At 63.0% G+C, this 14,469-nt stretch carries 15 protein-coding genes; all 15 read left to right on the top strand.

The genetic code is table 11. The features are described from left to right. The first annotated feature begins 196 nt into the window (after nucleotides 1-196). The gene (fliL, locus tag ACFY9W_RS18255; protein WP_391132674.1) at nucleotides 197-694 is read left to right on the top strand and encodes a flagellar basal body-associated protein FliL; all 498 of its coding nucleotides are present in this window, start codon (nucleotides 197-199) and stop codon (nucleotides 692-694) included. A gap of 9 nt (nucleotides 695-703) precedes the next feature. Beyond that, nucleotides 704-1,672: a flagellar motor switch protein FliM gene (gene fliM / locus ACFY9W_RS18250; protein ID WP_012273501.1), complete on the top strand. Its 969-nt coding sequence runs from the start codon at nucleotides 704-706 to the stop codon at nucleotides 1,670-1,672. Between the two features lie 47 nt (nucleotides 1,673-1,719). Continuing rightward, a complete protein-coding gene (gene fliN, locus ACFY9W_RS18245) occupies nucleotides 1,720-2,187 on the top strand; it encodes a flagellar motor switch protein FliN (protein ID WP_391132671.1) in 468 nt (155 codons plus the stop codon). A 12-nt stretch (nucleotides 2,188-2,199) separates the two neighbouring features. Continuing rightward, on the top strand, nucleotides 2,200-2,634 hold the full coding sequence (gene fliO / locus ACFY9W_RS18240) for a flagellar biosynthetic protein FliO (protein ID WP_391132669.1): 435 nt from the start codon (nucleotides 2,200-2,202) through the stop codon (nucleotides 2,632-2,634). Continuing rightward, on the top strand, nucleotides 2,634-3,389 hold the full coding sequence (gene fliP, locus ACFY9W_RS18235) for a flagellar type III secretion system pore protein FliP (RefSeq protein WP_391132667.1): 756 nt from the start codon (nucleotides 2,634-2,636) through the stop codon (nucleotides 3,387-3,389). Before fliO ends, fliP begins: the two co-directional genes overlap by 1 nt. A gap of 21 nt (nucleotides 3,390-3,410) precedes the next feature. Next, nucleotides 3,411-3,680: a flagellar biosynthesis protein FliQ gene (gene fliQ / locus ACFY9W_RS18230; protein ID WP_012273497.1), complete on the top strand. Its 270-nt coding sequence runs from the start codon at nucleotides 3,411-3,413 to the stop codon at nucleotides 3,678-3,680. A gap of 7 nt (nucleotides 3,681-3,687) precedes the next feature. After that, nucleotides 3,688-4,464 carry a flagellar biosynthetic protein FliR gene (gene fliR / locus ACFY9W_RS18225; protein WP_391132664.1) on the top strand — a complete coding sequence of 259 codons (777 nt, stop codon included), beginning with the start codon at nucleotides 3,688-3,690 and terminating at the stop codon, nucleotides 4,462-4,464. Between the two features lie 2 nt (nucleotides 4,465-4,466). After that, the gene (gene flhB, locus ACFY9W_RS18220) at nucleotides 4,467-5,609 is read left to right on the top strand and encodes a flagellar biosynthesis protein FlhB (RefSeq protein WP_391132663.1); all 1,143 of its coding nucleotides are present in this window, start codon (nucleotides 4,467-4,469) and stop codon (nucleotides 5,607-5,609) included. 218 nt (nucleotides 5,610-5,827) lie between these two features. Further along, a complete protein-coding gene (gene flhA, locus ACFY9W_RS18215) occupies nucleotides 5,828-7,957 on the top strand; it encodes a flagellar biosynthesis protein FlhA (RefSeq protein ID WP_391132661.1) in 2,130 nt (709 codons plus the stop codon). A gap of 11 nt (nucleotides 7,958-7,968) precedes the next feature. After that, complete coding sequence (gene flhF / locus ACFY9W_RS18210; RefSeq protein WP_391132659.1) at nucleotides 7,969-9,276, top strand: flagellar biosynthesis protein FlhF; 1,308 nt, start codon at nucleotides 7,969-7,971, stop codon at nucleotides 9,274-9,276. Nucleotides 9,277-9,360: 84 nt separating this feature from the next. Beyond that, on the top strand, nucleotides 9,361-10,203 hold the full coding sequence (fleN, locus tag ACFY9W_RS18205; protein ID WP_391132826.1) for a flagellar synthesis regulator FleN: 843 nt from the start codon (nucleotides 9,361-9,363) through the stop codon (nucleotides 10,201-10,203). Then, the gene (fliA, locus tag ACFY9W_RS18200) at nucleotides 10,200-10,940 is read left to right on the top strand and encodes an RNA polymerase sigma factor FliA (RefSeq protein WP_019472908.1); all 741 of its coding nucleotides are present in this window, start codon (nucleotides 10,200-10,202) and stop codon (nucleotides 10,938-10,940) included. Before fleN ends, fliA begins: the two co-directional genes overlap by 4 nt. Before the next feature lie 120 nt (nucleotides 10,941-11,060). Further along, a complete protein-coding gene (locus ACFY9W_RS18195) occupies nucleotides 11,061-11,435 on the top strand; it encodes a chemotaxis response regulator CheY (protein ID WP_023663319.1) in 375 nt (124 codons plus the stop codon). A 20-nt stretch (nucleotides 11,436-11,455) separates the two neighbouring features. Further along, entirely contained in the window at nucleotides 11,456-12,244 is a 789-nt protein-coding gene (locus tag ACFY9W_RS18190) for a protein phosphatase CheZ (RefSeq protein WP_391132657.1), read from the top strand. Between the two features lie 12 nt (nucleotides 12,245-12,256). Next, nucleotides 12,257-14,464, top strand: coding sequence for a chemotaxis protein CheW (locus ACFY9W_RS18185; RefSeq protein WP_391132655.1), 2,208 nt, complete (start codon nucleotides 12,257-12,259; stop codon nucleotides 14,462-14,464). Nucleotides 14,465-14,469: the final 5 nt, after the last annotated feature.

Raw genomic sequence — 14,469 nt, 5'->3', positions numbered from 1 at the left:
TCTTCGCGGGCTCGCCCGCTCCCACAGGAATTTCACCGATTTCGACACCTGTGCAGTACCTGTGGGAGCGGGCGAGCCCGCGAAGAAGGCAACACCGCAAACCCTGCTGAAACCCATCTTCTGCAAAATCTGGCATAACACTTGCTCAAGCCAAGCCATCCTCCCTTGAACCCCCGATGGACGACGGATTATTGGCATGGCGAAAAGCGAAGCAGTGAAAGACCCCGCCGCTAAAGGCAAACTCAAGCTGATCCTGCTGGCCGTTGTCGGCCTGTTGCTGGCGATCGGCCTTTCGGTGGGCGCTACCTGGTTCATCATGCACAAGAGCGAGCCGGCCCCGGCCGCCGAGCCTGCGGCCAGCAACGTCAAGCCTGCGGCCATCTACGAGGCGCTCACCCCGGCCTTCGTGGTCAACTTCAACCAGAATGGCCGCCAGCGCTACATGCAGCTGAGCATCACCATGCAGGCACGCAATCAGGCAGATCTGGACGCCCTCAAGGTGCACATGCCGGTGATCCGCAACAACCTGGTGATGATGTTCTCCGGGCAAGGCTTCGACACCCTGGCCAGCAGCCCGGTGGGGCAGGAGATGCTGCGCCAGAAGGCCACTGCCGTGGTGCAGGAAGTGGCGCAGAAGGAAGTCGGCAAGCCGGTCGTCGACCAGTTGCTGTTCACCAATTTCGTATTGCAGTAGGAGTCCGCAATGGCCGTACAGGACCTGCTGTCCCAGGATGAAATCGATGCCCTGTTGCACGGCGTCGACGACGGGCTGGTGCAGACCGAAAGTGCATCCGAGCCTGGCAGTATCAAAAGCTACGACCTGACCAGCCAGGACCGTATCGTGCGGGGTCGCATGCCGACCCTGGAAATGATCAACGAGCGCTTCGCCCGTTACACCCGCATCAGCATGTTCAACCTGCTGCGCCGCTCCGCCGACGTGGCCGTGGGTGGCGTGCAGGTGATGAAGTTTGGCGAATACGTGCACTCGCTGTACGTGCCCACCAGCCTCAACCTGGTCAAGATCAAGCCGCTGCGCGGCACGTCGCTGTTCATCCTCGACGCCAAGCTGGTGTTCAAGCTGGTGGACAACTTCTTCGGTGGCGATGGCCGGCACGCCAAGATCGAAGGCCGAGAGTTCACCCCCACCGAGCTGCGCGTGGTGCGCATGGTGCTGGACCAGTGCTTCGTCGACCTCAAGGAAGCCTGGCAGGCGATCATGCCGGTTACCTTCGAGTACATGAACTCCGAGGTCAACCCGGCCATGGCCAACATCGTCGGCCCCAGCGAGGCGGTGGTGGTGTCCACCTTCCACATCGAACTGGACGGCGGTGGCGGCGACCTGCACGTGACCATGCCGTACTCGATGATCGAGCCGGTGCGTGAAATGCTTGATGCCGGCTTCCAGTCCGACCTGGACGACCAGGACGAGCGTTGGGTCAAGGCCCTGCGCGAAGACGTGCTGGACGTGGCCGTGCCGATGACCGCCACCGTTGCCCGGCGCCAGCTGAAGCTGCGTGACATCCTGCACATGCAGCCTGGCGACGTGATCCCGGTGGAGCTGCCCGAGCACCTGGTGCTGCGCGCCAACGGCGTGCCGGCGTTCAAGGCGCGGCTGGGCTCGCACAAGGGCAACCTGGCCCTGCAAATCATCGACCCGATCGAGCGCCGCTGACGGCGTGCCGGTCGCTTACAACGAATTGAATGCCTGTCGAGGAAACCATGGCTAACGAAAACGAGATCACCTCCGCAGAAGACCAGGCGCTGGCCGATGAGTGGGCTGCGGCCCTTGAAGAAACCGGCTCGGCCGGGCAGGCCGATATCGATGCACTGCTGGGCGGTGATGTCGGCAGCAGCGGTGGCCCTGGCCGCCTGCCGATGGAGGAGTTCGCCAGCTCGCCGAAGCCGAACGAAAACGTCAGCCTCGAAGGCCCGAACCTGGACGTGATCCTGGATATCCCGGTGAGCATTTCCATGGAAGTGGGCAGCACCGAGATCAACATCCGTAACCTGCTGCAGCTGAACCAGGGCTCGGTGATCGAGCTTGACCGCCTGGCCGGCGAGCCGCTGGACGTGCTGGTAAACGGCACGCTGATCGCCCATGGCGAAGTGGTGGTGGTCAACGAGAAGTTCGGCATCCGCCTGACCGACGTGATCAGCCCCAGCGAACGTATCAAGAAGCTGCGCTGAGTGAAGGGCACGATGCGCGCCTTCGCGGCGTTCGCGGCGCTGCTGGTCAGCCACGCCTGCCTGGCCGCCGCCACGCCGGCGGCGACCCCGGCCTCGCCACCTGGCAGCCTGGGCGGGCAGTTGGCGCAGATGGTATTCGGCCTGCTGCTGGTGGTGGGCCTGATCTTCCTCCTGGCCTGGCTACTGCGCCGCCTGCAAAGCACAGCGGTGAAGGGCGGGCAGGTGATCGAGATTGTCGGCAGCCGCGCCATCGGCCCGCGTGACCGGCTGCTGCTGGTGCAGGTGGGCAAGGAGCAGATCCTGATCGGCCATACCCCCGGCAGTATCGAAGCCTTGCATGTGCTGGCCGAGCCTGTGGCTGTGCCAGAAAGCGCCCGTCAGGCGACGCCGGAGTTTGCCCAGCGACTGATGGAGCTGATGGGCAAGAACCCTAAGGACAACACGTGATGAGCGGCGCGCTGCGTACGTTATTGACCCTGGCGCTGCTGCTGGCCGCGCCACTGGCCCTGGCCGCCGACCCGTTGTCGATCCCGGCCATCACCCTGTCCAATGGTGCGGACGGGCAGCAGGAGTATTCGGTCAGCCTGCAGATCCTGCTGATCATGACGGCGCTCAGTTTCATCCCGGCGTTCGTCATCCTGATGACCAGCTTCACCCGCATCATCATCGTGTTCTCGATCCTGCGTCAGGCCCTGGGCCTGCAGCAAACGCCGTCGAACCAGATATTGACCGGCATGGCCCTGTTCCTGACCATGTTCATCATGGCTCCGGTGTTCGACCGGGTGAACCAGGATGCATTGCAGCCGTACCTGAAAGAGCAGATGACTGCGCAGCAGGCCATCGACAAGGCTCAGGTGCCACTCAAGGACTTCATGCTGGCGCAAACCCGGCAAAGCGACCTCGACCTGTTCATGCGCCTGTCCAAGCGTACCGACATCGCCGGCCCCGACCAGGTGCCGCTGACGATCCTGGTACCCGCGTTCGTTACCTCCGAGCTGAAAACCGCGTTCCAGATCGGCTTCATGATCTTCATTCCGTTCCTGATCATCGACATGGTGGTGGCGAGTGTGCTGATGGCCATGGGTATGATGATGCTGTCGCCGCTGATCATTTCGCTGCCGTTCAAGATCATGCTGTTCGTGCTGGTGGATGGCTGGGCGCTGATCATGGGTACCCTGGCCAGCAGTTTCGGCGGCGTCTGACGCCGTCAAGGAGAGCCGCCGATGACACCTGAAGTTGCTGTCGACCTGTTCCGTGATGCCTTGTGGCTGACCACCCTGATGGTTGCCGTGCTGGTGGTGCCGAGCCTGTTGGTGGGCCTGGTGGTGGCGATGTTCCAGGCCGCCACGCAGATCAACGAACAGACCTTGAGCTTTCTGCCGCGTCTGCTGGTGATGCTGATCACGCTGATCGTTGCCGGGCCTTGGCTGGTGCAGAAGTTCATGGAATACATCACCACGCTCTACACCAACATTCCGCAACTGATAGGTTGATCTGGCGATGCTGGAGCTGACCGACACGCAGATCGGCACCTGGGTTGCCACGTTCATCCTGCCGTTGTTCCGGGTGACGGCGGTGCTGATGACCATGCCGATCTACGGTACCCGCATGCTGCCGGCGCGGGTGCGCCTCTACGTGGCCGTGGCCATTACCGTGGTCATCGTGCCGGCGCTGCCACCGTTGCCCGAATTCGACCCGTTGAGCCTGCGCGGCTTGCTGTTGTGTGCCGAGCAGATCATTGTCGGTGCGCTGTTCGGCCTGGCCTTGCAGTTGCTGTTCCAGGCCTTCGTGATCGCCGGTCAGATCGTCGCGGTGCAGATGGGCATGGCTTTCGCCTCGATGGTCGACCCCGCCAACGGCGTCAACGTCACGGTGATCAGCCAGTTCCTGACCATGCTGGTGAGCGTGCTGTTCCTCTTGATGAACGGTCACCTGGTGGTGTTCGAGGTGCTGACCGAGAGCTTCACCACCTTGCCGGTGGGCAATGCGCTGGTGGTCAACCAGTACTGGGAGCTGGCGGGGCGCCTGGGGTGGGTGTTCGCGGCCGGCTTGCTGCTGATCCTGCCGGTGATTGCCGCCTTGCTGGTGGTGAACATCGCCTTTGGCGTGATGACCCGTGCCGCGCCGCAGCTGAACATTTTCTCCATCGGTTTTCCGCTGACCCTGGTCATGGGTATGTTCATTTTCTGGGTTGGTCTGGCCGATGTGCTGTCGCACTACCAGGCATTGGCCAGCGAAGCACTGCAATGGCTGCGTGAACTGGCGAGGGCGCGCTGAGCATGTCTGAAAGCGAGAGTGGCCAGGACAAGACAGAAGACCCCACCGACAAGCGCAAGCGCGACGCCCGCGAGAAAGGCGAGATTGCGCGCTCCAAGGAGCTGAACACGGTGGCGGTGACCCTGGCTGGCGCCGGCGGCTTGTTGGCGTTCGGCGGCCACCTGGCCGAGACGCTGCTGGCGTTGATGCACATGAACTTCAGCCTGACCCGCGAGGTGATCGTCGATGAGCGGGCCATGGGGGCTTTTCTGCTGGCCTCGGGCAAGATGGCGATCTGGGCGGTGCAGCCGATACTCATCCTGCTGTTCGTGATTTCCTTCGTGGCCCCCATCGCCTTGGGCGGTTTCCTGTTTTCCGGCAGCCTGCTGGAGCCCAAGTTCAGCCGCATGAACCCGTTGTCGGGCATCAAGCGCATGTTCTCGATGAACAGCCTGACCGAGTTGCTGAAGGCATTGGCCAAGTTCTTCGTCATCCTGGTGGTGGCCGTGGTGGTGCTGATCAACGATCGCCAGGCCTTGCTGTCGATCGCCAACGAACCGCTGGAACAGGCGATCATCCATAGCCTGCAGGTGGTGGGCTGGAGTGCGCTGTGGATGTCGGCCGGGCTGCTGCTGATTGCAGGGGCGGATGTGCCGTTCCAGCTGTACCAGACGCACAAGAAAATGAAGATGACCAAGCAGGAAGTGCGCGACGAATACAAGGACAGCGAGGGTAAGCCCGAGGTCAAGCAGCGTATTCGCCAGTTGCAGCGCGAGGTGTCGCAGCGGCGCATGATGGCGGCGGTGCCGCAGGCCGACGTGATCATCACCAACCCGACGCACTATGCGGTGGCTTTGCAGTACGACCCGGAAAAGGGCGGCACGGCGCCGCTGCTGCTGGCCAAGGGTACCGACTTCATGGCCTTGAAGATTCGCGAGATTGGCGTGGAGCACAAGATCCAGATCCTCGAATCGCCAGCGTTGGCGCGGGCGATCTATTACTCCACCGAGCCTGAGCAGGAAATTCCTGCGGGCTTGTATCTGGCGGTGGCGCAGGTGCTGGCCTACGTGTTCCAGATCCGTCAGTACCGTGCCGGCAAGGGCAAGCGGCCAGAGCCTCTGAAAGACGACCTGCCGATCCCGCCAGACCTGCGCCGCGACAGTTGACCTTGTGCCGGGGCCACTGGCCCTTTCGCGGGCGCGCCCGCTCCCACAGGGATTTCACTGCTCTCAAGTGCGGCGCTGTACCTGTGGGAGCGGGCATGCCCGCGAAGAGGCCAGTGCAGGCAACATAAATCTCCTGCCCTGCAAAGTTGGAAAGCTTCTTGCAATGCCAGCCGCAGATGCCCCTTGGGCGTCAAAGTTTTGCATCAAGAGGACTCGCGGTGGATCGCACTCAGTTAATCAGCAATGCCCGCAACAACCTGGCCGGGCTCGGCCGGGGCAACCTGGGCGTGCCGCTGTTGCTGCTGGTGATGTTGGCAATGATGATGTTGCCGATACCGCCGTTCCTGCTCGACGTGTTCTTCACCTTCAACATCGCCCTGTCGATCGTGGTGCTGCTGGTGTGCGTCTACGCCCTGCGCCCGCTCGACTTCGCCGCATTCCCCACCATCCTGCTGGTGGCCACGCTGCTGCGCCTGGCCCTGAACGTGGCGTCCACCCGGGTGGTGATGCTGCATGGCCAGGAGGGCCACGGCGCTGCCGGCAAGGTGATCCAGGCCTTCGGTGAAGTGGTGATCGGCGGCAACTACGTGGTCGGCGGCGTGGTGTTCGCCATCCTCATGATCATCAACTTCGTGGTGGTGACCAAGGGTGCCGGGCGTATCTCGGAAGTGAGCGCACGCTTCACCCTGGATGCCATGCCCGGCAAGCAGATGGCCATCGACGCCGACCTCAACGCCGGCCTGATCGACCAGGCGCAGGCCAAGCACCGCCGTGCCGAGGTGGCCCAGGAGGCCGAGTTCTACGGCTCGATGGACGGTGCCAGCAAGTTCGTCCGCGGTGACGCCATCGCCGGCCTGCTGATCCTGTTCATCAACCTGATCGGCGGCATGCTGATCGGCATGCTGCAACACGGCATGACCTTCAGCGATGCCGGCAAGGTATACGCCCTGTTGACCATTGGTGACGGTTTGGTGGCGCAATTGCCATCACTGTTGCTGTCCACCGCAGCGGCGATCATGGTCACCCGCGCCTCGGGCTCCGAGGACATGGGCAAGCTGATCAACCGGCAGATGTTCGATTCGCCCAAGGCGCTGGCGGTGTCCGGTGCGCTGATGATCGTCATGGGCCTGGTACCGGGCATGCCGCACGTGGCCTTCCTCAGCCTCGGCCTGCTGGCCGGTGGCGGTGCCTGGCTGGTGTGGAAAAAGCAGAACAAGGCCAAGCTGGAGGCGCAGCAAGAGGCGCAGCGCCAGCAAGACCTGCTGCCTTCGCCACAGCGCGCGCAAGAGACCAAGGAGCTTGGCTGGGACGATGTGACGCCCATCGACATGATCGGCCTGGAGGTTGGCTACCGGTTGATCCCGCTGGTCGACCGCAACCAGGGAGGGCAGTTGCTGGCGCGGATCAAGGGTGTGCGCAAGAAGTTGTCGCAAGACCTGGGCTTCCTGATGCCCACCGTGCATATTCGCGACAACCTCGACCTGCAGCCCAGCGCCTATCGCCTGACCCTGATGGGGGTGATCCTGGCCGAGGCCGAGATCTACCCGGACCGCGAGCTGGCGATCAACCCGGGGCAGGTGTTCGGTACCCTCAACGGCATTGCCGCACGCGACCCGGCGTTTGGCCTGGAGGCCGTGTGGATCGACGTCGGCCAGCGCTCCCAGGCGCAATCGCTGGGCTATACGGTGGTCGACGCCAGTACCGTGGTGGCCACCCACCTCAACCAGATCCTGCAGAAGCACTGCCATGAGCTGATCGGCCACGAAGAGGTCCAGCAACTGTTGCAGGTGCTGGCCAAGGCATCGCCTAAACTTGCAGAAGAGCTGGTGCCAGGTGTCATTTCCTTGTCGGGCCTGCTCAAGGTGCTACAGGCACTGTTGTCGGAACAGGTGCCGGTGCGCGATATTCGCAGCATCGCCGAAGCGATCGCGAACAACGCCGGCAAGAGTCAAGATACCGCCGCGCTGGTGGCGGCAGTGCGCGTCGGATTGTGTCGCGCCATCGTGCAAAGCATTGTCGGTGTTGAGTCCGAGCTGCCTGTGATTACCCTGGAGCCAAGGTTGGAACAGATTTTGCTCAATAGTCTGCAAAGGGCCGGGCAGGGTCAGGAAGATGGTGTTCTTCTGGAGCCTAGCATGGCCGAGAAGCTGCAACGTTCGCTGATCGAAGCGGCCCAGCGCCAGGAAATGCAGGGCCAGCCGGCCATCCTGCTGGTCGCCGGCCCGATCCGCGCCATGCTGTCGCGTTTCGGTCGCCTGGCTGTACCGAATTTGCATGTTCTGGCGTATCAGGAAATACCGGACAACAAGCAAGTCACCATCGTTGCCACCGTGGGCCCTAACGGCTGAGGTAGTGGATAATGCAAGTTAAGCGATTTTTCGCCGCCGATATGCGTCAGGCCATGAAGCTGGTCCGTGATGAGCTGGGCGCCGATGCCGCGATCATTGGCAACCGCCGCATTGCCGGTGGTGTCGAACTGACGGCCGCGCTGGACTACAAGCTGTCCGCCCTGGCCCCGCGTGTGCCCAACGCCGAGCTGGAAGAAGAGCTGCGCAAGACCCATACGCGCATTGCCACTGCCCAGGCCGAGCTGGACCACCGGCAGGACAGCAGCGACAACAACCGCCAATTGTTTGCCGGGCAGTCGTTGACCGCCGCCGAGCCGTTGATCGAGCCGCACGTCGATGCCCCTGAGGCTGCCGCCGCCCCCGCTGCGGCGCCGGTCGACCCGCGCCTGTTCGATGCCATGCGCTCCGAGTTGTCGGGCCTGCGCGAGCTGCTTGAAGTGCAGCTGGGTTCGCTGGCCTGGACCCAACTGCAAGGCAGCAAACCGCAGCAGGCCAACCTGTGGCGCCGCCTGCAGCGCATCGGCCTGTCCGGGCCGATTGCCCGCGAGCTGCTGGACCTGACCAACGAAATCGAAGAGCCTCGCCAAGCCTGGCGCATGCTGCTGGCCCACCTGGCCCGCATGATTGAAATCCCCGAAATCGAGCCGATCGAAGAGGGCGGGGTGATTGCCATGGTTGGCCCGGCCGGCATGGGTAAAACCACCACCTTGGCCAAGCTGGCGGCCCGTTACGTGCTCAAGTACGGCGCACAGAACCTGGCGCTGGTGAGCATGGACAGCTTCCGCATTGGCGCCCAGGAGCAGCTCAAGACCCTGGGCCGCATTCTCAACGTGCCGGTGACCTACGTCGACCCGGGCCAGTCGCTGGCCGCAGCGCTGGAACCGCTGCTGCGCAAGCGTGTGGTGCTGATCGACACCGCCGGCCTGCAGGCCAGCGACCCGGCCCTGCGCATGCAGCTGGAAACCCTGGCCGGGCGTGGCATTGCCGCGAAGAACTACCTGGTGCTGGCCACCACCAGCCAGAAGCAGGTGCTGACCGCTGCCTACCACAGCTACAAGCGTTGTGGCCTGGCCGGCTGCATCCTGACCAAACTTGATGAAACGGCAAGCCTCGGTGATGTGCTGAGCCTTGCCATCAGTCATGAACTGCCCGTGGCCTACCTCACCGACGGCCCGCGCATTCCTGACGACCTGCACCTGCCGCGTGGCCACCAGCTGGTCTCCCGCGCGGTCAATGTGCAGCAGCAGGACGAGCCCAGCGAAGAGGCCATGGCCGACATGTTCGCCGATCTCTATCACAACCCACGGCGAGCGGGTTGATCATGAAGCGTGTGCAAAGTAGCTATGCCAAGGGGTACGCAGAATTGCCCCGCGTGTGGCCTGAGTCCCAGCGAGACAAGGTAAATAACAGACATGGGTAGCATGCATCCCGTACAGGTGATCGCCGTGACCGGTGGCAAAGGTGGCGTCGGCAAGACTAACGTTTCAGTGAACTTGTCCCTGGCGCTGGCCGAGCTTGGCCGCAGGGTCATGCTGCTTGACGCCGACCTGGGCCTGGCCAACGTCGACGTGTTGCTGGGCCTTACCCCCAAACGTACCCTGGCCGATGTCATCGAAGGGCGCTGCGAGCTGCGTGACGTGATGCTGCAAGGCCCTGGCGGTGTGCGCATCGTGCCCGCGGCATCGGGCACCCAGAGCATGGTGCACCTGGCCCCGGCCCAGCATGCCGGGCTGATCCAGGCGTTCAGTGAAATCGGTGACAACCTCGACGTGCTGGTGATCGACACCGCTGCGGGTATCGGTGAGTCGGTCGTCAGCTTTGTTCGCGCAGCCCAGGAAGTGCTGCTGGTGGTGTGCGACGAGCCTACCTCGATCACCGACGCCTACGCCCTGATCAAGCTGCTGAACCGCGACTACGGCATGAATCGTTTCCGCGTGCTGGCCAACATGGCGCAGAGCCCGCAGGAAGGGCGCAACCTGTTCGCCAAGCTGACCAAGGTCACCGACCGTTTCCTTGACGTTGCCCTGCAGTACGTGGGTGCCGTGCCGTACGACGAGTGCGTGCGCAAGGCGGTGCAGAAGCAGCGTGCCGTGTACGAGGCCTTCCCCCGTTCCAAGTGTGCGCTGGCCTTCAAGGCGATTGCCCAGAAGGTCGACAGCTGGCCGCTGCCGGCCAACCCGCGCGGCCACCTGGAGTTCTTTGTCGAGCGCCTGGTGCAACCCACCAGCGCGGGACCCGTGCTATGAACGCGAGCGGCTTCAAGATGTACAGCCGGGCGGCGAAAGACGCCCAGTACGAGCTGATCGAACGCTATGCACCGCTGGTCAAGCGCATTGCCTACCACCTGCTGGCGCGTTTGCCAGCCAACGTGCAGGTCGAGGACTTGATCCAGGCCGGCATGATCGGCCTGCTGGAAGTGGCCAACAAGTACGACGCCAGCAAAGGCGCCAGTTTCGAAACCTATGCCGGCATCCGTATCCGCGGCGCCATGCTGGACGAGGTGCGCAAGGGTGACTGGGCGCCGCGCTCGGTGCACCGCAACACCCGCATGGTCAGTGACGCGATGCGTGCTGTTGAAGCCAGAACCGGCCGCGACGCTAAAGATCATGAAGTTGCTGCCGAACTCCAATTGAGTCTCGATGATTACTACGGGATCTTGAACGATACCTTGGGTAGCCGCCTGTTCAGCTTTGACGACCTGCTGCAGGACGGCGAGCACGAAGGGCTGCATGAGGACGGCGCCAGTGGCCATGTGGAGCCGGCGCGTGGCCTGGAGGACGAACGCTTCCAGGCTGCCCTGACCGAGGCCATTGCCAACCTGCCGGAGCGTGAGCGCCTGGTGCTGGCGCTGTACTACGACGAAGAGCTGAACCTCAAGGAAATCGGCGAGGTGCTTGGGGTCAGCGAGTCGCGGGTCAGCCAGTTGCACAGCCAGTGTGCCGCGCGCCTGCGCAGCCGCCTGGGGGAATGGCGGGCGCGTTGAGCCCGGTGCTGTTGCAGTCGTTTTCCACGTGCGTTTCCCACGTTGTACCGAATTGAATGAGTGCGTGCCCGGTCGGCCGGGCGCGTTTGAGACTGCTTGGAGGTCTAATTGGACAAGAACATGAAAATCCTCATCGTTGACGACTTTTCGACGATGCGGCGGATCATCAAGAACCTGTTGCGTGACCTGGGCTTCACCAACACCGAAGAAGCCGACGACGGCACCACGGCGTTGCCGATGCTGGAAAACGGCCACTACGATTTCCTGGTGACCGACTGGAACATGCCTGGCATGTCCGGCATCGACCTGCTGCGTAAAGTGCGTGCCAGCGACAAGCTGAAAAGCATGCCGGTGCTGATGGTGACTGCCGAGGCCAAGCGCGACCAGATCATCGAAGCGGCCCAGGCCGGCGTCAATGGTTACGTGGTCAAGCCGTTCACCGCCCAGGTGCTCAAAGAAAAGATCGAGAAGATCTTCGAACGCGTCAACGGCTGAGTCACGTCAGGGGGCGCGCCATGGATTCATCACAAACGTCTTTGGGCGAGTTCGAATCGACCCTGAAGAAACACGCCCAGGAGTTGGTCGAAAGCCTGGAGCGGGGCCGCTTCGGCGAGGCGGTGCAGCTGATTCACGAGCTGAACCAGACCCGCGACCGCGGCCTGTACCAGGAAGTCGGCAAGCTGACCCGTGAGCTGCACAGTGCCATCGTCAGCTTCCAGATCGACCCGACCATACCGCAGGCCGAGGAGGTGTCGCAGATTACCGACGCCACCGAGCGCCTGTCGTACGTGGTCAAGCTGACCGAAGGCGCGGCCAACCGCACCATGGACCTGGTCGAGGAAAGCACCCCGGTGCTCAACGACCTGGCCAGCGAAGCCAAGGCCCTGAGCACTGACTGGCAGCGCTTCATGCGCCGCGAGGTGGCTGCGCCGGAATTCCGTGACCTGGTCAAGCGCGTCGACAGTTTCCTGACGCACAGCGCCGAAGGCAACCGCAAGGTCGCCGGCCACCTCAACGACATCTTGCTGGCCCAGGACTATCAGGACCTGACCGGGCAGGTGATCAAGCGCGTCACCACCTTGGTGACCGAGGTGGAAAGCAACCTGCTCAAATTGGTGTTGATGGCCAGCCAGGTCGACCGCTTTGCCGGTATCCAGCATGACCACGATCAACTGCGCGCAGAAAAAGATGCAGAAAAACATCCGACTCGGGGTGAAGGTCCGCAGATTCATGCCGATAAGCGTGAAGACGTCGTGTCCGGTCAGGACGATGTCGATGATCTGCTGTCCAGCCTGGGTTTTTAAGGAGCACGTTTGATGAGCTTCGGCGCCGATGAAGAAATCCTCCAGGATTTCCTGGTAGAAGCCGGCGAAATTCTTGAGCAACTGTCCGAGCAACTGGTCGAGCTGGAAAGCCGGCCCGACGATGCCGACCTGCTCAATGCGATCTTTCGCGGTTTCCACACTGTAAAAGGGGGCGCCGGCTTCCTTCAGCTGAACGAGCTGGTGGAGTGCTGCCATATCGCCGAGAACGTGTTCGACATCCTGCGCAAAGGTGAGCGCCGGGTCGATGCGGAACTGATGGACGTGGTGCTTGAAGCACTGGATACGGTCAACAGCATGTTTGGCCAGGTGCGTGAACGCGCCGAAGTAACCCCGGCAACCCCCGAACTGCTGGCGGCGTTGTCGCGCCTGGCCGAACCGGGCGGCGCCGAAGCTGCTGTGCCTGAGCCGGCTGCCGAGGCGCCCGCTGCGGCCCCGGCCGACGACCAGGACATCACCGACAGCGAATTCGAGCAACTGCTCGACTCGCTCGATGCGGTCAAGGCGCAAGCCGAAGTCGACGAGCAGATGCAGGGCGAAACTGTCAGCGGCCAAGGCGACGAAATCACCGACGCCGAGTTCGAGTCGCTGCTAGACCAGCTGCACGGCAAAGGCCAGTTCAGTGTCGAGGCAGCCGTACAACCGGTCGCCGCGCCTGTTGAACCGGTCAGCGACGAAATTACCGACGAAGAATTCGAATCGCTGCTCGACCAGCTGCATGGCAAGGGCACCTTCCAGGCTGATGCCTTGCCCACTGCCAAGGCAGCGGAACCGGTCGTGGCCGACAACAGCGCCACCAGCGACGAAATCAGCGAGCACGAATTCGAGGCCCTGCTGGACCAGTTGCATGGCAAGGGCAAGTTCGGCGGTGAAGTTGCCGCCGCCGAAGCGCCGGTTGCCGCGAAAGTGCAAACACCGGCGCAGGTCGTGGCCGCAAGCCAGCCTGCGGCGGCTGCGCCAGCGCCCGTGAGCAAGCCTGCGGCGGCACCCCGCGCGCCAGCCCCGGCTGCGGAAAAGCATGCCGTCAGCGAAGCGGAAACCACCGTGCGCGTAGACACCGCACGCCTGGACGAGATCATGAACATGGTCGGCGAACTGGTGCTGGTGCGTAACCGCCTGGTGCGCCTGGGCCTGAACAGCGGCGACGAGGCCATGTCCAAGGCCGTGTCCAACCTCGACGTGGTTACCGCTGACCTGCAGACGGCGGTGATGAAAACCCGCATGCAGCCGATCAAGAAAGTGTTCGGCCGCTTCCCGCGCCTGGTCCGCGACCTGGCCCGCCAGTTGAAGAAAGAAATCAACCTGGAGCTGGTCGGTGAAGAGACCGACCTGGACAAGAACCTGGTCGAGGCCCTGGCCGACCCGTTGGTGCACCTGGTGCGCAACGCGGTCGACCATGGCGTGGAAATGCCCGACGAGCGCGAAGCGTCCGGCAAGGCCCGCACCGGCCGCGTGGTGCTGTCGGCCGAGCAGGAAGGCGACCACATCCTGCTGTCGATCTCGGACGACGGCAAGGGCATGGACCCGAACATCCTGCGCGCCAAGGCCGTGGAAAAAGGCCTGATGGACAAGGATGCCGCTGATCGCCTGAGCGAGTCGGACTGCTACAACCTGATCTTCGCACCGGGCTTCTCGACCAAGACCGAGATTTCCGACGTGTCAGGCCGCGGCGTGGGCATGGATGTGGTGAAGACCAAGATCTCCCAGCTCAACGGCTCGATCAACATCTACTCGGCCAAGGGCCAGGGCTCGAAGATCGTCATCAAGGTGCCGCTGACCCTGGCGATCATGCCGACCCTGATGGTGATGCTGGGCAACCAGGCGTTCGCCTTCCCGCTGGTCAACGTCAACGAGATCTTCCACCTCGACCTGTCGCGCACCAATGTGGTCGACGGCCAGGAAGTGGTGATCGTGCGCGACAAGGCGTTGCCGCTGTTCTACCTCAAGCGCTGGCTGGTACAGGGCCAGGTGCACGAAGAGCAGCACGAGGGCCACGTGGTGATCCTGTCGGTCGGCACCCAGCGCATCGGCTTTGTCGTCGATCAACTGGTGGGCCAGGAAGAAGTGGTCATCAAGCCGCTGGGCAAGATGTTGCAGGGCACCCCGGGCATGTCCGGGGCCACCATCACCGGTGACGGGCGCATTGCGTTGATTCTCGACGTCCCGAGCATGCTCAAGCGTTACGCCGCGCGGCGTATTTGATTTCG

This window comes from Pseudomonas sp. NPDC008258, from assembly GCF_042956345.1.
Taxonomy (GTDB): Bacteria; Pseudomonadota; Gammaproteobacteria; order Pseudomonadales; family Pseudomonadaceae; genus Aquipseudomonas.
The sequence above is the reverse complement of the archived record's forward strand: the minus strand, read 5'-3'. Positions and strand labels throughout refer to the sequence as shown.

Excerpts from the sequence above, each read along its gene's own strand:
- fliL (WP_391132674.1), top strand. The coding sequence starts at position 197 with ATGGCGAAAAGCGAAGCAGTGAAAGACCCCGCCGCTAAAGGCAAACTC.
- fliM (WP_012273501.1), top strand. The coding sequence starts at position 704 with ATGGCCGTACAGGACCTGCTGTCCCAGGATGAAATCGATGCCCTGTTG.
- fliN (WP_391132671.1), top strand. The coding sequence starts at position 1,720 with ATGGCTAACGAAAACGAGATCACCTCCGCAGAAGACCAGGCGCTGGCC.
- fliO (WP_391132669.1), top strand. The coding sequence starts at position 2,200 with ATGCGCGCCTTCGCGGCGTTCGCGGCGCTGCTGGTCAGCCACGCCTGC.
- fliP (WP_391132667.1), top strand. The coding sequence starts at position 2,634 with ATGAGCGGCGCGCTGCGTACGTTATTGACCCTGGCGCTGCTGCTGGCC.
- fliQ (WP_012273497.1), top strand. The coding sequence starts at position 3,411 with ATGACACCTGAAGTTGCTGTCGACCTGTTCCGTGATGCCTTGTGGCTG.
- fliR (WP_391132664.1), top strand. The coding sequence starts at position 3,688 with ATGCTGGAGCTGACCGACACGCAGATCGGCACCTGGGTTGCCACGTTC.
- flhB (WP_391132663.1), top strand. The coding sequence starts at position 4,467 with ATGTCTGAAAGCGAGAGTGGCCAGGACAAGACAGAAGACCCCACCGAC.
- flhF (WP_391132659.1), top strand. The coding sequence starts at position 7,969 with ATGCAAGTTAAGCGATTTTTCGCCGCCGATATGCGTCAGGCCATGAAG.
- fliA (WP_019472908.1), top strand. The coding sequence starts at position 10,200 with ATGAACGCGAGCGGCTTCAAGATGTACAGCCGGGCGGCGAAAGACGCC.
- ACFY9W_RS18195 (WP_023663319.1), top strand. The coding sequence starts at position 11,061 with ATGAAAATCCTCATCGTTGACGACTTTTCGACGATGCGGCGGATCATC.
- ACFY9W_RS18190 (WP_391132657.1), top strand. The coding sequence starts at position 11,456 with ATGGATTCATCACAAACGTCTTTGGGCGAGTTCGAATCGACCCTGAAG.
- ACFY9W_RS18185 (WP_391132655.1), top strand. The coding sequence starts at position 12,257 with ATGAGCTTCGGCGCCGATGAAGAAATCCTCCAGGATTTCCTGGTAGAA.